General features: G+C 65.3%; 13 protein-coding genes and 1 pseudogene. 8 read left to right on the top strand and 6 right to left on the bottom strand.

Going from position 1 to position 18,248, the window contains the following annotated elements:
* The 3 genes and pseudogenes from Q8814_RS03805 to Q8814_RS03815 form a co-directional block, all read left to right on the top strand.
* Positions 1 to 128: pseudogene (locus tag Q8814_RS03805) on the top strand (phosphotransferase family protein); the annotation flags it as partial.
* Between the two features lie 50 nt (positions 129 to 178).
* On the top strand, positions 179 to 1,162 hold the full coding sequence (locus tag Q8814_RS03810; RefSeq protein ID WP_330150681.1) for an NADPH:quinone oxidoreductase family protein: 984 nt from the start codon (positions 179 to 181) through the stop codon (positions 1,160 to 1,162).
* A gap of 59 nt (positions 1,163 to 1,221) precedes the next feature.
* Positions 1,222 to 2,193: a phosphotriesterase family protein gene (locus tag Q8814_RS03815; RefSeq protein WP_330150682.1), complete on the top strand. Its 972-nt coding sequence runs from the start codon at positions 1,222 to 1,224 to the stop codon at positions 2,191 to 2,193.
* Positions 2,194 to 2,956: 763 nt separating this feature from the next.
* Here the strand turns inward: Q8814_RS03815 and Q8814_RS03820 are convergent.
* The 6 genes from Q8814_RS03820 to Q8814_RS03845 form a co-directional block, all read right to left on the bottom strand.
* The gene (locus tag Q8814_RS03820) at positions 2,957 to 3,721 is read right to left on the bottom strand and encodes an SDR family oxidoreductase (RefSeq protein WP_330150683.1); all 765 of its coding nucleotides are present in this window, start codon (positions 3,719 to 3,721) and stop codon (positions 2,957 to 2,959) included.
* Positions 3,718 to 4,977 carry an acyl-CoA dehydrogenase family protein gene (locus tag Q8814_RS03825; RefSeq protein ID WP_330150684.1) on the bottom strand — a complete coding sequence of 420 codons (1,260 nt, stop codon included), beginning with the start codon at positions 4,975 to 4,977 and terminating at the stop codon, positions 3,718 to 3,720. The genes Q8814_RS03820 and Q8814_RS03825 overlap by 4 nt, the downstream gene beginning before the upstream one ends.
* A 109-nt stretch (positions 4,978 to 5,086) precedes the next feature.
* The gene (locus Q8814_RS03830; protein WP_330150685.1) at positions 5,087 to 5,998 is read right to left on the bottom strand and encodes an alpha/beta hydrolase; all 912 of its coding nucleotides are present in this window, start codon (positions 5,996 to 5,998) and stop codon (positions 5,087 to 5,089) included.
* 41 nt (positions 5,999 to 6,039) lie between these two features.
* Positions 6,040 to 7,698 carry a flavin-containing monooxygenase gene (locus Q8814_RS03835; RefSeq protein ID WP_330150686.1) on the bottom strand — a complete coding sequence of 553 codons (1,659 nt, stop codon included), beginning with the start codon at positions 7,696 to 7,698 and terminating at the stop codon, positions 6,040 to 6,042.
* Between the two features lie 311 nt (positions 7,699 to 8,009).
* Positions 8,010 to 9,227 (bottom strand): acetyl-CoA C-acetyltransferase, encoded by a 1,218-nt coding sequence (locus tag Q8814_RS03840; RefSeq protein WP_330150688.1) that lies wholly within the window; start codon positions 9,225 to 9,227, stop codon positions 8,010 to 8,012.
* A gap of 103 nt (positions 9,228 to 9,330) precedes the next feature.
* The gene (locus Q8814_RS03845; protein WP_330150690.1) at positions 9,331 to 10,362 is read right to left on the bottom strand and encodes a phosphotransferase family protein; all 1,032 of its coding nucleotides are present in this window, start codon (positions 10,360 to 10,362) and stop codon (positions 9,331 to 9,333) included.
* 522 nt (positions 10,363 to 10,884) lie between these two features.
* Here Q8814_RS03845 and Q8814_RS03850 point away from each other — a divergent pair.
* From Q8814_RS03850 to Q8814_RS03870, 5 genes are read left to right on the top strand one after another with little or no spacing between them, the layout of a single operon-like run.
* Positions 10,885 to 12,483: an acyl-CoA carboxylase subunit beta gene (locus tag Q8814_RS03850; protein WP_330150691.1), complete on the top strand. Its 1,599-nt coding sequence runs from the start codon at positions 10,885 to 10,887 to the stop codon at positions 12,481 to 12,483.
* A 10-nt stretch (positions 12,484 to 12,493) separates the two neighbouring features.
* Positions 12,494 to 14,503 carry an ATP-binding protein gene (locus tag Q8814_RS03855; protein WP_330150692.1) on the top strand — a complete coding sequence of 670 codons (2,010 nt, stop codon included), beginning with the start codon at positions 12,494 to 12,496 and terminating at the stop codon, positions 14,501 to 14,503.
* Positions 14,500 to 16,272, top strand: coding sequence for an acyclic terpene utilization AtuA family protein (locus Q8814_RS03860; RefSeq protein WP_330150693.1), 1,773 nt, complete (start codon positions 14,500 to 14,502; stop codon positions 16,270 to 16,272). The genes Q8814_RS03855 and Q8814_RS03860 overlap by 4 nt, the downstream gene beginning before the upstream one ends.
* Positions 16,269 to 17,435 carry an acyl-CoA dehydrogenase family protein gene (locus Q8814_RS03865; RefSeq protein WP_330150694.1) on the top strand — a complete coding sequence of 389 codons (1,167 nt, stop codon included), beginning with the start codon at positions 16,269 to 16,271 and terminating at the stop codon, positions 17,433 to 17,435. The genes Q8814_RS03860 and Q8814_RS03865 overlap by 4 nt, the downstream gene beginning before the upstream one ends.
* Complete coding sequence (locus tag Q8814_RS03870) at positions 17,432 to 18,217, top strand: enoyl-CoA hydratase-related protein (RefSeq protein WP_330150695.1); 786 nt, start codon at positions 17,432 to 17,434, stop codon at positions 18,215 to 18,217. Before Q8814_RS03865 ends, Q8814_RS03870 begins: the two co-directional genes overlap by 4 nt.
* Positions 18,218 to 18,248: the final 31 nt, after the last annotated feature.

The following is an 18,248-nucleotide window of genomic DNA, read 5'->3' on the forward strand; positions in this document are numbered from 1 at the left end:
CATCGGGCGTGATGCGGCGAGCGCAGGACGACCCCCGCAACAGGGCTGCAGCGGGCACGCCCACCATCGAACGTATCGACGCTCTCGTCTCGGCCGCACGAGCCGTCGCGGACAGCGCCGGAATCTGAACGGCGGCACCGGTATCGCGGCGCTGCCTACACAAACATAGGAGGGCACTGTGAAGGCTTGGCGTGTAGTGGAACTCGGGGAACCGCGCGAGGCGCTGCGATTCGAGGAGATCGACGATCCCGTCGCGGAAGCGGGCCAACTGCTGGTGCGCGTACTGGCCGCACCGGCGAACTTTCCCGACGTGCTGCTGTGCCGCGGCGAGTACCAGATCAAGCCGCCGCTGCCGTTCACTCCGGGTGTCGAGCTGTGCGGTGAAGTGGTCGCGATCGGTGACGGCGTGACCCGCTTTGCCGTCGGCGACCGTGTCGTCGGCAATCCGAACCTGCCGCTCGGCGCGTTCGCCGAATACACGGTCATGGATGAGGCCAATGCGTTCCCGGCGCCCGTGTCGCTGGACGATGCAGCAGCATCGGCACTGGTCATCGGTTACCAGACGGCATGGTTCGCCCTGCACCGCCGGACCCGGCTGCTGGAGGGCGAGACGCTCCTCGTGCATGCGGCCGCAGGCGGTGTGGGCAGTGCGGCGGTGCAACTCGGCAAAGCAGCCGGCGCCCGCGTGATCGGTGTGGTCGGCGGCCCCGAGAAGGCCGAATACTGCCGCCGTCTCGGCGCGGATCTCGTCATCGACCGGCGTACGGACGACTTCGTGCCGTTGGTCAAGGACTTCACCGAGGGGCGCGGCGCCGATGTCGTCTTCGACCCGGTCGGAGGAGACGCCTACACGCGGTCGACCAAGTGCATCGCCTTCGAAGGCCGCATCGTGATCGTCGGTTTCGCCGGTGGCACCATCCCCACACCCGGTCTCAATCACGCGCTCGTCAAGAACTATTCGATCATCGGCTTGCACTGGGGTCTGTACAAGCAGTACAACCGGCAGCTGATCGACGAATGCCACACCGCGATCACTGCCCTCGCCGATTCGGGTGCGATCGCCCCTCTCGTCAGTGAGCAGTTGCCGCTGTCCGAGGTGGCGGACGGGCTCGCCAGACTCGGTGAAGGCAAGACGGTGGGGCGGATAGTCTTCCGGCCCTGAGTCGCTGCTGTTCGCCGAACCGTGTCCATCCGCATCGGCGGTGACATACCCTCTCGGCCATGGCTTCCGTCGACTCTGCCCGCGGCCCACTCGACACCGGTGATCTGGGCCGTGTCCTCATGCACGAGCATGTCTTCGTGCTCGGTGAGGAACTGCGCGAGAACTACCCGGGATTCCCGAGCGAGTGGGACGAGGAACTGCGGGTCGACGACGCGGTTGCGAAACTCCACGCGCTGTCCGAGCGTGGGATCGACACGATCGTCGATCCCACCGTCATCGGTCTCGGCCGGTACATCCCCCGAATCCAGCGCATCGCCGATCGCACCGACATCAACATCCTGGTCGCGACCGGCCTGTACACCTACAACGAGTTGCCGTTCCAGTTCCACTATGTCGGTCCGGGATTGCTGTTCGACGCTCCCGAACCGCTCACCGAACTGTTCGTGCGGGACATCCGCGAGGGCATCGCCGATTCGGGCGTGAAAGCGGCGATGCTCAAGTGCGCGATCGAGGCGCAAGGCCTCACGCCCGGGGTCGAGCGGGTGATGCGTGCGGTCGGCCAAGCGCACGTCGAGACCGGAGTCCCGATCACGGTGCACACCAATCCGCACACCGAATCCGGTCTCGTGGCGCAGCGCGTTCTCTCGGAAGAGGGTGTCGACCTCACCAAGGTCGTGATCGGGCACTGCGGAGACACCACCGACCTCGACTACCTGTGCAAGATTGCCGACGCCGGGTCGCTACTCGGCATGGACCGCTTCGGACTCGACCTGCTGCTGCCGTTCGAGCAACGTGTCGACACCGTTGCCGCCCTGGCGCAGCAGGGATACGCGGAGAGCATGGTGCTGGCCCACGACGCCTCGTGCTTCATCGACTGGTTTCCGCACGACGTCAAGGAAGCCGCGGTACCGAACTGGAACTACAACCACATCAGCGACGACGTGCTGCCCGCACTCCGCGAACGTGGTGTCACCGACGAGCAGATCACCACGATGCTCGCCGACAATCCGAGGCGGTTCTTCGAGCGTTGATGGTGGGGGCCGGTTCGGCGACATCTCGCTATTTCCTGCTACCGATGTGCTCAGGTGGGGGAATCGGCTCGGCCGAGGGATGCGGGGTCGTGGAAGGCCTGACGTCGTGCGCCGCGAAGACATCGTGATCGAGTGGGACGGGGGCCGCGCCACCGCAGCGGCCGGACAGTGCGTGGCCTGATTCCCATCCCGGGACGGCCGGTTCTCGAACAACTCTCCTGGCTGCGCCCGTGCGCTGGGGCTATGCGGCGGTGGCTTCCACAGCCGACCTGCGGGCGACGGACCCACGGCGGAAGCCGATCCGCTGTGGCAGCACACCGAGACATGTGGTTGCTCGACATCGCGATGCGCGTGGCGCTCGGAGTCGCGCTCGCCGCCTTCACGCTCACCCGCGTGCGGGTGCGAGTGACTGGATCCCACTGAGCAGGTCCAGTGGTTGTGCGATAGTTGGCGAGCGGCGCCGTCTTTGCTGCCTGTGACCCGTTTCCGGAGAGTACGACGATGCAATCCGGCTCGGCAACTGAGATAGTTCGGCGCGTCATCGCGTCGACTCACACCTGCACATCCGCCGCAGCGAGAACGCGATGCAGATCCGACCGGCTGATGTTCAAATACCTCGCGCTCCGCTTCTGTCTGCGCGAGCAGATCTTCTTGCATCTCAGAGGGGGCGGCACTGCTGTCTCCTTGCGATCGTTGGCGATTTTCCTGTTGGAGTCGTTCATGGTCGATGCTCGTCAGCGGGCTACCGCGGGCACTGCGCGGATCACCGGACAAATGCCCGCACGTCGCCGAGCAGTTGACCCCCGTCGACGACCAACGTCTCGCCGGTGATCCAGCGCGCACCGTCGGAGGCGAGGAACAGGATTGCCGACGCGACGTCGTCCGGTTCACCGATCCGTCCGAGCGGGGTCGCCGCGGCCACCGACTGCTCTTGCTCGGCCCAGAGCGCTTCGGCAAGTTTGGTGCGCACCACCCCTGGTGCCACGGCGTTGACTCGGATCGTCGGCGCGAGCTCCATCGCGAGTTGCTTGGTGAGGTGAATCAGTGCCGCCTTCGAGGCGTTGTACACGCCGATCCCGTTCTCGGCGACCATGCCTCCGATCGAGGCGGTGTTCACGATCGCGCCACCGTGCTCTGCCATCCACGCTTTCGCGGCGAGCCCGCTCCACAACAGCGGCGCCCAGAGGTTGACATCGAACGTCTTCGCAAATCGGCTGTGATCCTGGTCTGCCATCCTGCCGTAGGCGGGGTTGGTGCCGGCGTTGTTCACCAGGATGTCGAGGCCACCGAACCGTTCGAGGACGTCGTCGATGCACCGCCGAGCGCCGTCTTCGTCGACGGCATGGACGCCTACTCCGACCGCAGTTCCCCCGATTTCGGCGGCGGCCGCATCAGCGGACTCCTGGGAGCGTGAGGTCAGCACGACGTCGGCGCCCACGGCCGCGAACGCCTGGGCTGTGGCCAAGCCGATGCCGCGGGAGGCGCCGACCACGAGCGCGGTACGTCCCTTCAGATCGGTGGAGATCATCGGGCCACCGCGGCCTTCGGCGTTGCCGAGCCTTGCGGTTGCCGGATCTGGACCTTGTGTTTTTTCAGTTCGCCCTTTGCGATGGCCCGCAGGTGGACCTCGTCGGGCCCATCGGCGATTCGGAGGGTGCGCAGGTGGGCGTATGCCATGGCGAGCGGAAAGTCGTCGGTGACGCCGGCGCCGCCGTGCACCTGGATTGCGCGGTCGACAATTTTCAGGGCGATCCGGGGGGCTGCCACTTTGATCGCGGCGATCTCGGTTCGGGCTTGCTTGTTGCCGACGGTGTCCATCAGGTGGGCAGCCTTCAAGGTCAGTAGGCGCACCATTTCGATGTCGATGCGGGCCTCTGCGATCCAGTCCTGGATGTTGCTGCGTTCGCTGAGTGGTTCGCCGAAGGTGGTGCGGGTGAGCGCGCGGGTGCACATCAGCTCGAGTGCTCGTTCGGCCATGCCGATCGTACGCATGCAGTGGTGGATACGTCCGGGACCGAGTCGTGCTTGGCTTATTGCAAAGCCTTCTCCTTCTCCGGAAAGGACGTCTTCCTTCGGGACGCGCACGTTGTCGAACAGCACTTCGGCGTGACCTTCGCGGTCGATATAGCCGAAGATCGGTAGGTTGCGCACCACCGTGAGACCCTCGGCGTCGATCGGTACCACCATCATCGACTGTTGCCGATGTGCAGGCGCTGACGTATCGGTCTTCCCCATTACGATGAGCACGCGGCAGTGTTTGTGCATTGCGTTGGAGGCGAACCACTTACGTCCGTTCAATACGTACGTGTCGCCGTCCCGATCCATCCGGAGTTCGACGTTGGTCGCGTCCGAACTGGCTACGGCCGGTTCGGTCATGGCGAAGGTGGAGCGGATTTCGCCGGCCAGCAACGGTTCGAGGTACTTGCGCTTGTGCTCGTCGGTGCCGAAGAGCGTGAGCACCTCCATGTTGCCCGTGTCGGGTGCGCTGCAGTTGCAGGCCTCGGACGCGAGGTGGCTGCGGCCCATGATCTCCGCGAGGTGGGCGTACTCGAGGTTGGTCAATCCCGGTCCCCATTCCGGATGTGGATGGAACAGATTCCACAGTCCGCGCCGCCGCGCTTCGGTCTTGAGATCCTCCAGAATCGGCGGCTGGAAATGAGGATCTCCGGATTCGCGCATCTGCCGGTCGTAGACGGACTCGGCAGGATATACGTGCACCTCCATGAACTCGAGGAGTTCGGATCGGTACTTCTGGACGCGTTCGGAGAGTTCGAAGACGCTCATGGGGCTCCTGTCTGGGTGCGGTAGCGATGAGGTGGGACCTACGAACGAGGGCCCGGGTGTCCGGGCCCTCGTTAGCGCTGCCGAGATCTTTATGTGGGAAGTGCTGCGGTCACAGACCGAGGTGTCGGCGCAGGAAGTTGCCGGCGGCGGTGATTGCCGCGTCGGCTTCGGGCGAGTGCCCAGCCATGAACGGAAACACGTGCTGCATTCCCGGCGTGATTTCCAGAGTCACGTCGACGCCTGCGTTACGTGCCAGGTCGGCGAAACGTTCGGCGTTGTCTTGGAGAGTCTCGTAGCCACCTGCCGTGAGGTACATAGGCGGCAGGCCGGTGGGGTCGGCGTAGAGCGGGTTGGTCAACGGATCGGTGGGGGATCCGTTCTCGCCGAGGAACATCTGAGCCATCATCTCGACGACCGGTCGTTGGACGAGGGCGTCGGTGGCGGCGTTGGACTCGAGGGTCCGGCCCTTGTGCTCCATGTCGTACCAGGGCGAGAAGCCGACGATCGCCGCAGGAGTTTGTTCACCGGCGTCGCGCAGTGCGAGGACGAGGGTGGTGGCGAGATTGCCGCCTGCGGAGTCTCCTGCGGTGGCGATGCGTTGGGGGTCGATGCCCTGTTCGAGTAGCCACCGGTAGGCGGCCTGTGCATCATCGAGCTGCGCGGGGTAGGGATGCTCGGGGGCAAGACGGTAGTCGAGATTCAATACCTTGACGCCGGCGGCTTTGGCCAGGTGACCGGCCAGCTTGCGGTGGCTGTGCATCGACATGATGGAGCACCCGCCGCCGTGCGTGTAGATAATGGCGGCATCGTCGGGTGCACCCTCGGGGATGACCCACATGGCGCTGACGCCGTTGGCGTCGACGTTGCGATACGTGATGCCTTCGGGTTCGGTTGCCAGAAGGTGCGATTCCTCGTACATATCTCGCATGGTGGCCAGGTCCATGGTGGGATTGGCGGCGGCCCGCTTGGCCCAGCTCTCGTAGAGATCACGCAGTGTGTCGGTGCGCGCGTCGTTGGTCATCGTAGGTTCTCCTGAGCGCTCTAGGGGTGGCGTGGTGGGGATCAGTTGGCGTAGGCGGGTTCGGTGGTGGTGATTTCGAATCCGGAGTAGTTGTCTGCGGCGACCTGTTCGCAGATGTCCATGTATTTGTCGGCGCCGCCGAAGAAGACGTTGATGACGGCGGCCTTGCCTTCGACGTTGGTACCGGTGAACCAGGAATGTACGTCCTTGCCGGCGGTGAGCAGGGTTTGCTCGGCGATGGCGGTGATCTGTTCGGTCCAGGCCTGTTCGGCTGCCTCGGTGGCTTCCATCCGGCTCGCGCCTTCGCGGCGGAGATGTGTGATGGCCTCGGCGATCCAGTCGGCGGTGTTCTGCGCGCACGGCGGGATGTTGGTGAACGGACTCTGCGGACCGGTGATCATGAACATGTTCGGGAAACCGTGGGTGCTGATGCCCAGATGGGTGTTCGGTCCCTCGGCCCACTTGTCGGCAAGGACCACCCCGTCACGACCGACGATGTTCATCCGGGTCATCGCTCCGGTGGAGGCGTCGAAGCCGGTGGCGAAGACGAGCACGTCCACCTCGTGCTCGGTGCCATCGGTCAACCGGACCCCTCGGGGGGTGATCTCGGTGATCGCGTTGGCCGCCACATCGAGGAGCGAGACGTTGTCGCGGTTGAACGCCTCGTAGTAGCCCGTGCCCGACGGCGGACGCTTGGCGCCGAACGGGTAGCGCGGGCTCAGCAAGTCGGCCACGGCCGGGTCTTCGACCGTTTCGCGGATCTTGCCGCGCACGAATTCGGCTGCGGATTCGTTTGCAACGGGATCGAACAGCAGATCGTCGAAGGAGAACAGGAACGGGAATCCGCCGTTGGCCCAGGCCTTCTCGTAGATTCGGGTGCGCTCGTTCTCCTCCATCGAGCCGGCGAGCATGTTGGCCATGTCGAACGGGAACGAAAACCAGTGTCGGCGCACCTTGGCCCATACCTCGTCGTAGCGCGTCTTGATCTCGTCCATCTCCTCTTGGGAGACAGGCCGATTGCGCGCGGGAATCACGTAATTGGGGGTCCGCTGGAACACGGTCAGGTGCTCGGCCTGCTCGGCGATCATCGGGATGGCCTGCACTCCGGTCGAGCCGGTGCCGATGATCCCGACACGTTTGCCGGCCAGCTCAACACCCTCCTCGGGCCAGTACGCGGTGTGGTACGCCGGTCCGGTGAAGGATTCGATGCCGGGAAAGTTCGGCAGGTTCGGTGCCGAGAGGATTCCGACGGCGGTGATCAGATAGATCGCCGAGGTCTGCTCGCCGGTCTCGGTGCGGACCTGCCAGCGGTCGGTGTTCTCGTCGAACACCGCGGACTCGACTCGAGTCCCGAATCGGTAGCTGCGCCGCAGGTCGAACTTGTCGGCCACGTACCCGAAGTAGGATTGCATCTCCGGTTGCGTGGGGTAGCGCTCCGTCCAGTTCCACTGCTGCAACATCTCGGGATCGAACGAGTAGCAGTAGTAGTACCCTTCGCAGTCGGTCCGCGCCCCGGGGTATCGATTCCAGTACCAGGTTCCACCCACGTCGGGGGCCGACTCGTACCCCTGCACCGTCAATCCCATCTCTCGCAGCTGGTGCGCCATGTACAACCCGCCGAATCCGGCTCCGATCACCACCGCATCGACTTCGCGGTTCTGCGGCTGGGCGGTGGTCAGGCCAACGGCTGATGTGGACATTGTTCCTCCAGGAAAACGTAAGGATGTGATGGACATCACCGTCCCAGCTTTATGACATACATGTCAACAAATGAGCCCGCCTCCCGCGAGACTTATTTGATATCGCCGCAGAAGAGAGACGTGAAACCAAACATGACACGTCAGGCCGGTCCCGTTGTGCATGTACATGTGCATGTCCTCACGGGGGTGTGTCTCGCTCGGGCCGTAACGGGCGTAGACGAGCTGCGGGGGAGGTAGAGCTGTTTCTCCCGTGGCGATATCGGCCGGTGCCGGGCCGTGTGGTGGAGCAGTGAGCGCTGGAGACGGCCCTGTCAGCTCAGCCGCTCGAGCACCATCGCCATGCCCTGCCCACCACCGACGCACATCGTCTCCACACCGAACTGCTTGTCGTGCGCACGCAGGTTGTTGAGCAGCGTGGTCGTGATCCGCGCACCCGTCATGCCGAAGGGATGACCCAACGCGATCGCCCCACCGGAAATGTTGAGCCTGTCCTCGTCGATCCTGAGCTCGCGGGCCGAACCGAGCACCTGCACCGCGAACGCCTCATTGATCTCGAACAGGTCGATATCGGAGATCCCCATGTTCGCGTTCGCCAGTGCCTTGCGGGTGGCCTCGATCGGGCCCAGACCCATGATCTCCGGCGAGAGTCCCGACACCCCGGTCGAGACGACCCGCGCGAGCGGGGTCAGGCCCAGGGCCTCGGCCTTGGTGTCGGACATCATCACCAGTGCCGCCGCGCCGTCGTTGAGGGGGCAGGCGTTACCTGCGGTGACCGTCCCGCCGGGCCGGAACACCGGCTTTAGTTGACTGATCGCTTCGTAGGTGGTGCCGGCCCGTGGGCCGTCGTCGGTGGAGACGACGGTGCCGTCGGGCAGCGTGAGCGGGGTGATCTCCTTCTCGAAGAAGCCGGACTTGATGGCGTCCTCGGCCCGGTTCTGCGACCGCACGGCCCACCGATCCTGATCCTCCCGGGAGATGCCAGTGAAGGAGGCGACGTTCTCGGCGGTCTGGCCCATTGCGATGTAGATGTCGGGCAACGACCCCTCCGACCGCGGGTCGGTCCAGGCGATGCCACTTTCGGCGAGCTTCTCGGTCCGCGCCTGGGCGTCGTCGAACAGCGGGTTCTTGGTGTCGGGCAATCCGTCGGCGTTGCCGGTGACATAGCTCGACACCGATTCGACCCCGGCGGAGATGAAGACGTCGCCTTCGCCGGCGCGGATGGCGTGCAGGGCCATGCGGGTGGTCTGCAGCGACGACGAGCAGTACCGGTTGACGGTCACGCCCGGCAGGGAGTCGTAGCCGAGCTGGACCGCGACCACTCGGGCGATGTTGAATCCAGCCTGGCCTGCGGGTTGGCCGCAGCCAAGAACCAGGTCGTCGATGTCGGTGGGGTCGAGTTCGGGAATCTTGGCAAGTGCGGCCGCGACCATCTGCGCGGTCATGTCGTCGGGTCGGAGGGTCTTGAGCGAGCCCTTCATTGCCCGACCGATCGGGGAACGAACAGCGGACACGATCACAGCTTCGGGCATTGCCTGCTCCTTGGGGGAAGGACAGGTCTTCGCAGACCTGGTCCGTTGGGGGCCGCACCGTGGACCCAGTGGTGAAATTGTCGGTGGCGGGCCGGTGAGTTGGTTACGACCTGGGGTTGGTCAGAGAGTGGAGACCGGCGGCGAGGAATTCTGGTACCGAGTCACCGGCGCGGTCGAATCCGGCTCCGACGGTCGCGCCCAATCGGTAGCGGTGATTGATGCCTTCGGCGATGACGGCGACCTTGAAGTAGGCCAGGGCCATGTAGAAGCTCCAGTTGCCGAGGTCTCGACCTGACGCCGAGGCGTACCGCTCGGCCAGATCATCGACCGACGGAAGTCGGGGGCTGGTCCATGCGCCGGGTTCCCCAAGGACAAGATCGAAGGCGGGGTGGCGGTATACGCACATCAAGGCGACATCTGTGAGCGGATCTCCGAGTGTGGACAGTTCCCAGTCGACTACGGCGGCCACCGTGCCGACGTCCTCGGATGCCACGATGGTGTTGTCGACGCGGTAGTCGCCGTGGACGATGGAGGCATCCGTGTGCGCCGGTACGAGTTCGAGCAGTGCGTCATACAGCTTGGTGACATCGGCCGAGTCTCGCGTCTTGACCCGGTCCCACTGTTTTGCCCACAGGTCGATCTGCCGTGCGACATACCCTTCCGGACGTCCGAGCGAGCCCAGTCCCACCGCCTGGTATTCGACGTTGTGGAGTGCACCGATCACGCGGATCAGTTCGGTCATGCAGGCATCGATTTGGGTGTCGGACAATGCTTCGATGTCCGGCCCGGTTCGTAGCACCCGGCCTGAAACATGTTCGACGACAGTGAAGGGAGCACCGAGTACCGTCTCGTCCTCGCATAGGAGGACGGGTGTGGCCACCGGGACGTCCGTGTTCTGTAAGGCAGAGGTGATACGGAATTCGCGTGCCACATCATGAGCAGACGGTGTGCGTCCCGTGGTCGGCGGCCTCCGCAGGATCCATCGCGAGGAATCGTCGAAGATGCTGTAGGTCAGGTTGGATTTGCCTCCCGAGATCAGCTCCGCCTGCAGGTCCCCTTGTAGGGGGATACCCGCGTGGAGCAGAAATCGTTGTAGCGCCGGGAGTTCGAGCCCTCGATGCTGGTGGGTCCTCAAGATTTCTCCTTGTGTCCTGCTTTGTGGAGCACTGGTTGCGGCGCCGGTAGCGATGCGCCGATGCCCAGGTAGTCCCGGGGGTGGGTGCGCGTTCATCCGGTACCGGCACGTTTCCTGCCGCTGGCGTGTCTTCTGGGTGCGAGAGGCGGTGAAGTGTGGATGCCTCGCGCCTGCGAACGCGCGTGGACTTTCGACCCGGCCGTGCTTGGGGTGGTAGTGGGGAGCGTTGGCATCGCGGGGTCGACGAAGTGCTTCCCGTGCAGAGGCCGATGCCTATCTTCAGGCTCTGGGCGCGACAGTAGATATGAGTAGATCGGTGTGTCAACTGTAGGTAGTAGGAATTGGCTGTTCGTTCTTGCGTGTGTGCCTCAGCTGTAGAAAGGTCATTCCCAATACTTGACAGATATGTCAATATACGGCTGTAATTGAAGAGCCCGCACTCAGTCGGATGTACCGACGGACTCTTCGCGAAACCAGCGGTGCGGGCCGCTGCCGAACTCTCGAGCGCAATGAGGTGTGTTGATGACCGTGATCGAATCGAAGCTCGATCCGAAGTCCGAGGTTTTCGAGTGCGACCGGCAGGCGATGAGCACTGTGTTGCAACCGCTCGAGGAGCTGGCGCAGAAGGTGCTCGCGGCGGGAGGCGCGAAAGCGGTCGACCGCCACCGTTCCCGGGGAAAACTCTTGGCACGTGAACGTGTCGATCTGCTCTTGGACGAGGACGCTCCCTTTCTGGAACTGTCGTGTTACGCGGGGGCCCACGATCCCGAGTCCCAGCCGGGTGCTCGACTGATCACTGGCATCGGCACAGTCAACGGCGTCGAATGCATGATTCTTGCCAACCAGTCGACGGTGAAGGGAGGATCGCTCAATCCTGACGCGGTGGCCAAGCAGTTGCGCGCCCTCGAGATCGCCGAACGCAACAGGTTGCCACTGATCGCGTTGGTCGAGTCAGGCGGTGCCGACTTGCCTACCCAGGCAGATATTTTCGTACCCGGCGGCCGGACGTTCCGAGAACTGACCCGGCTCACCGCGGCGGGCATTCCTACCATTTCGTTGGTGTTCGGCAGCTCGACCGCCGGCGGCGCGTACATGCCCGGCATGAGCGAATACACGGTGCTGGTGAAGCAAGCGGCGTCGGTCTATCTCGGCGGGCCGCCGCTGGTGAAGATGGCGATCAACGAAGACATCGACGACGAGTCCCTCGGCGGCGCCGAGATGCACGCCCGGGTCTCCGGGCTGGCGGACTATCTGGCCGAGGATGAGCACGATGCCATCCGCATCGGACGCCGGATCGTGGCCAATCTGCATTGGCAAAAGGCCGGACCCGGGCCGTCGCTCCCCGCCGATCCGCCGCTCTACGATGAGGCGGAGCTGCTCGCATGCGCCCCGGCCGACCCGCGCCGTGCGGTGGAGGTGCGTGAGATTCTGGCGCGAATACTCGACGGTTCGCGGTTCGACGAGTTCAAGCCGCTCTACGGCACCCAACTGGTGACCGGCTGGGGCTCGATCGCCGGCTACCCGGTGGGCATCCTGGCCAACAACGGCATTCTCTTCTCCGAAGAGGCCAACAAAGGCGCCCACTTCATCCAGCTCGCCAACGCTCACGACATCCCGCTGTTGTTCGTGCAGAACATCACCGGCTTCATGGTCGGCTCCGCGGCCGAACGCGGAGGAATCATCAAGGACGGGGCGAAGCTGATCAATGCCGTGTCCAACTCGACCGTTCCCCACCTCACCCTCATGGTCGGTGCCTCGTACGGTGCCGGAAACTACGCCATGTCCGGACGTGCCTACGACCCGCGGTTCGTGTTCACCTGGCCCAATCACCGCATTGCCGTCATGGGTGGCCCCCAGCTCGGTGGAGTGATGTCGATCATCCGCCGCACCGCCGCAGCGCGGTCGGGCGCCGACTACGACGATGCAGAGGACGCACGGGTGCGCCGTGAGATCGAAGAGATGATCGAGACCCAGTCGAGCGCGGTGTACGCCACCGGGCGCCTGTGGGACGACGGGATCATCGACCCGCGGCACACCCGCACCGTGCTGGGGTTGGCCCTGTCGGCCACCCATTCGGCCCCCGTCGTCGGCGCGACCCGATTCGCTCCCTTCCGGATGTGAGGAAACAACCGTGAGCAGTACCCGAATCACCACCCTTCTCGTCGCCAACCGCGGGGAGATCGCACGACGGATCATCCGCAGCGCCCGCGCCTTGGGTATCCGCACCGTCGCGGTCTACTCGGATCCGGACGCTCGATCCCCGCACGTTCTCGATGCCGACCTCGCCGTCGCCCTCGGCGGAACCACGAGCACGGATTCCTATCTGCGCGCGGACAAGATCATCGACGCTGCCCGCCGGGCGGGTGCCGACGCGATCCACCCGGGATACGGATTCCTCTCCGAAAACGCGGAATTCGCCGAGTCCTGCCGGCAGTCCGACATCCTGTTCGTCGGGCCCTCACCGGAGTCGATGCGCAGCATGGGGCTCAAGGACCAGGCGAAGGCGATCGCCCGTCGTGCCGGAGTTCCGGTCCTGCCGGACGCCGAAATCACCGGTGACGATCCCACCGCGTGGGCTGCTGCTGCCCGCGACGTCGGATTCCCCCTGTTGGTGAAGGCCACCGCCGGCGGTGGCGGCAAGGGAATGCGGCGGGTCGACGATCTCGACGCACTCGTCGACGCGGTCGCCGGCGCCCGCCGGGAAGCGGCCAGCTCGTTCGGCAACGCGACGGTATTCCTCGAGCGGTACCTGGACAAGGCCCGGCACATCGAGATCCAGGTGTTCGGCGATGTGCACGGTTCGGCGGTGCATCTCGGTGAACGCGAATGCTCCGTGCAGCGCCGGCACCAAAAGGTGCTCGAAGAGGCACCCTCGCCGGTGGTCGGGCCCGAACTGCGAGACAAAATGGGTGCGACCGCGGTCTCTCTGGTCCGCGAACTGGGCTACCTCGGTGCCGGCACGGTCGAGTACCTGCTCGACGATCGCACAGGTGAGTTCTTCTTCCTCGAGATGAACACCCGTCTGCAGGTCGAACATCCGGTGACCGAGGAAGTCACGGGCCTGGATCTGGTGGCGCTGCAGCTGCGGGTCGCGCAGGGCCAAGCGTTGGGTATCGAGCAGGCAGATGTCATGCGGCGCGGCCACGCGATCGAGGTCCGGCTCTACGCCGAAGATCCCGCCCGCGACTTCCTACCCACCCCGGGGCCTCTGCATCTGTGGGAGTACCCGGAGCGTCCGGGCTTGCGCTACGAAGTCGGTGTGGCTGCGCCCGGTGAGGTATCGGCGTACTACGACCCGATGATGGCGAAGATCATCGCCCATGCCGAGAGCCGCGAGGAGGCCGCCGCCGCGCTTGCCTCGGCGCTCGATGCCACGCGGATTCACGGTCTGGTGACCAACCGGGCTTTTCTCGCTGCCTTGCTTCGCGACCCCGACTTCCTTTCCGGCGCAACGTGTACGGACTTTCTCGATCACCATCCAGAGCTCATGGATCCGGCTCCGGCCACCCCGGCGGTGGTGCACCTGGCGGCCGGGTTGGCGGCGGCGGTTGCGCGGCGCCGCTCCGCAGTCCCGGCGACCGGGTTCGCCGCTCCCGGGTTCCGGACCCTTGCCACGGAAATGTTGACCTCGGCGGTGTGGCAGCCTGTCGGGCAGGATCCCGTCCCGGTCGCGTATCGCGTGGCCGCACCGTCCGGGGACACCGAACTCGTTCTCGAGGTGGATGGCACACGCCGCCGCTTCGACCTGATCGATCTTGACGTCGACGGTGTCCGGGTGCGATACGACGGCGTCGACTATCCGTGTGCCGTTGCCACCCATCGGGACGGCTCGGTGTGGATCAACGATGCGACCAGCCAGTCCGGCTGGATACCGGAACCACGCCTGCCCGACCGCACCGCGCTGGCCATATCCGCCGCGGGCCCAGTCAGTGAAATGCCCGGCACCGTCGTCGACATCCTCGTCAGCGAGGGCGAGACCGTGGCAGCCGGCCAGAAACTGGTCGTCCTCGAAGCGATGAAGATGGAGCACCCCGCCCTGGCCGGCGCCGACGGAGTGGTTCAGAAGATCAACGTGTCGGTGGGTCAGTACGTCGACGCGCAGACCGAACTGGTGACGATCGGCGCCGAGGGGGAATCATGAGTGAGACAACACCGTTGCGCATCGCCAACTGCTCCGGCTTCTTCGGCGACCGCGTGTCCGCAGCCCGCGAGATGATCGACGGCGGCCCGATCGACGTGCTCACCGGCGACTGGCTCGCCGAACTGACCATGGGGCTGCTGGCCAAGCAACAACTGCGCAAACCCGGTTCCGGCTTCGCGCGCACCTTCGTCACCCAACTCGACGACGTGCTCGGCGATTGCCTCGACCGCGGCATCAAGATCGTGTCCAACGCCGGCGGGCTCGATCCGCACGGTTGCGCCGCCCAGGTCGCCGCAATCGCCGAGCGACTCGGCCGCACCGTGCGAGTCGCCGTCGTCGACGGTGACGACGCCACCGAAGTGTTCGCTCGTGAACGTGCCGGCGGCTGGGACGCTCCACACCTGGATTCCGGCCAGGCGCTGGCCGCCGACGTCGACCCGATCGTCGTCAACGCCTACCTCGGGGCCTGGGGAATCGTCGAAGCCTTGCGGGCAGGGGCCGACGTGGTGATCACCGGCCGCGTCACGGACGCCGCCGTCATCGTCGGCCCGGCAGCCTGGCGTTTCGGCTGGGACCGAACGGAGTGGGATGCGCTGGCCGGGGCGGTCGCCGCGGGCCACGTCATCGAGTGCGGCGCACAGGCCTGCGGAGGCAACTACTCGTTCTTCACCGAAATTTCGGACATGAGCGAGGTGGGATTCCCGATCGCCGAGATCTACCCGGACGGCTCTTCCGTCATCACCAAACACCCCGGCACCGGTGGTGCCGTCACCACCGAGACGGTCACGGCGCAGCTGCTGTACGAGATCGACGGTCCCCGCTACGCGAACCCCGACGTGATCACCCGACTCGATACCGTGCACCTCGAAGCGGTCGGTGTCGACCGCGTACGCCTGTCCGGTGTCCGCGGGGAGCCGGCCCCGGCGACCGTCAAGGTCGGCGCGGTGTTGTCCGGCGGATGGCGCAACGAGACCACCTTCGTTCTCACCGGAACCGAAATCGAGAAGAAGGCCCGCGTCGTCCAGGATGCGCTGTGGCGGCGTATTCCGGACGGAGAGAAGGCCTTCGACAGTGTCACTGTGCGTCTGCTGCGCGCCGATCGGTCCGATCCCGCCACGATGGAACAGGCCGTCGCACTGCTGACGATCACCGTCACGGGTGCGGACCGTCAGCGGGTGAGCCGGTTCTCCCGCGCGGCGGTGGAGATCGGACTGGCGACCTATCCGGGCGCGTACTTCACCGCCCCACCGGGAAACGGCACCGAATTCACCGTATTCTGGCCTACCCTCATGCGGTCCGACTTCTTCGACCAGCGCGTCACCCTCGGCGAGAACACCTGGACCGTGCCCGCCGCCCCGTCGTCGGCGGAACTGCCCGCCATCGACCGGCCGATCCCGCCGACCGCGAAGACATTCGACGGACCGACGCAACGGCTGCCGCTCGGCACGCTCCTGGGGGCACGCTCGGGCGATAAGGCCGGCAACGCCACCCTCGGCGTGTGGGCCCGCAACGACGAAGACCACACATGGCTGCGTTCGTGGTGGAGCGAGGACACCGTGCGGGAGCTGGTACCCGAAGCGGCGGGCTGCGAGCTGCGACTGTGGGAGCTCCCGCTCCTGCGCGCCTGCGGTGTGACCCTCGTCGGGTTGCTCGGTCGCGGCGTGGCAGCCAATCCGCAGCTCGATTCCCAGGCCAAGGGCCTGGGCGAATATCTGCGCGCCAAGCACCTCGACATCCCGACTGCCCTACTGCCCTTGGAGACCCGATGACCTCCGCGAACGATCTTTGGAACACCGACGAGCGTCGCGCTCTGCGTGAGGCGGTGCGGGGCTTCACCCGTCGCGAAATCGTGCCGAATCTCCCGGCATGGGAGGACGCCGGTGAATTACCCCGGTCCCTGCACGAGAAGGCCGCCGAACTCGGGCTGCTGGGTTTCGATTTCCCCGAGAAGGCCGGCGGGGAGGGGGACTTCATCGACCTGATGATCGCCAACGAGGAAATCATCCTTGCCGGCGGAAGCACGGGGGTCACCTCGGCGTTGTTCTCCCACACCATCGGCGCGTCCCATATCGCAGCCGCCGGGGATCCGTGGCAGCTCGACGAGTTCGTCCGTCCCGTCGTGGCCGGCACCAAGATCGCCTCTCTGGGCATCACCGAGCCCGGCACCGGCTCGGACGTCGGCTCCATCACCACCCGTGCGGTGCGGGAGGGTGACGAGTACGTGCTCACGGGCGGAAAAACGTTCATCACCTCGGGGACCCGCGCCGACTTCGTCACGGTCGCCGCCCGTACCGGCGGTCCGGGCCATCGCGGAGTCTCGTTGCTGATCGTCGAATCCGATCGGCCGGGCTTTACCGTCGCGTCCAAGCTGAAGAAGATGGGCTGGCTGTGCTCGGACACCGCGGAGCTCGTTTTCGACCAGGTGCGGGTGCCTGTCCGCAATCTCGTCGGGCAGGAGAACACCGGTTTCCTGCAGATCATGCAGCGCTTCGAATCCGAGCGGCTCACCCTGGCGGTGCAGGCGGTGGCGACCGCGGAACGCTGCGTCGGTTTGGCCAAGGAGTACGCGACGGTCCGCACGACGTTCGGTGTACCGATCGCCGACCGGCAGGTTATCCGTCACAAGCTTGCAGAGATGCAGCGGCGGACGATGGTGGCACGCACCTATGTGCGGGATGTGACCGCCCGGTGGGCGGCCGGTGAGGATGTCGGCGCGGAGGTGGCGATGGCGAAGAACACTGCCGTCGAGGCGTGCGACTTCGTGGTCGACGAGGCGGTGCAGATCCATGGCGGCATGGGATACATGCGTGAGACCGAAGTCGAGCGGCATTATCGCGATTCGCGCATCCTGGGGATCGGTGGCGGAACGAACGAGATCATGAACGAGATCATTGCCAAGCGGCTGCTGGGCGCACCCAAGACAAGCCGGTGACCGCGGCGGATACGGTCGGCCGGCGGTCGCTGGTGCGCAGCACGGTCACCGAGGGCGTGGCCACCGTGACTCTCGATTCTCCCGGCAACCGCAACGCGCTGTCCGCGGGTCTGTGTGCCCAGCTTCTTGCTGCGCTGACCACGGTGGTACAAGACGACGAGGTCCGGGTCGTGGTGTTGACCCACACCGGTCCGGTGTTCTGTGCCGGTGCGGATCTGAAGGAGGACCCGGAACGCAAGGCCGCCGCTGCGCGGGATTTCTCCGCCGTTCTCGAGTTGCTGTGGACCTGCCCGAAACCGGTGGTCGCTCGCCTCGCCGGTCCGGTGCGCGCCGGTGGCACCGGACTGGTCGCGGCCTGTGATTTCGCCGTCGCGGTGGACACCGTCAGTTTTGCCTTCACCGAGGTACGGATCGGGGTCGTCCCCGCGGTCATCTCGGTCCCGCTGCGGCATCGAGTCGTGCCCCATGCGCTGTACCGGCTGTTCCTGACCGGTGAGACATTCGATGCCCCTCACGCGGCGAGCATCGGTTTGCTCAGCGCGGTGGCCCCGGTCGACGGCCTCGATGCCGAAATCGATCGTCTTGTCGAGATGCTGCTGTTGAGCGGACCGCAGGCGTGGACCGGAACCAAACAACTTCTGCGGTCCGGTTCCGAGTCGATTACAGCGGAACTGTCTACTATGCAAGAACTTTCGGCGCAATACTTCCGTTCCGACGAGGCCCGAGAAGGCATTCGATCATTCGCCGAACGGCGCCGTCCGGCTTGGGCGCTACGCAGCTGAGTTGTCACCTCGACGCGGTGGGTCCGTGAAA

It is taken from the genome of Rhodococcus chondri (assembly GCF_036327435.1).
In the GTDB taxonomy this organism is placed as follows: domain Bacteria; phylum Actinomycetota; class Actinomycetes; order Mycobacteriales; family Mycobacteriaceae; genus Rhodococcus; species Rhodococcus chondri.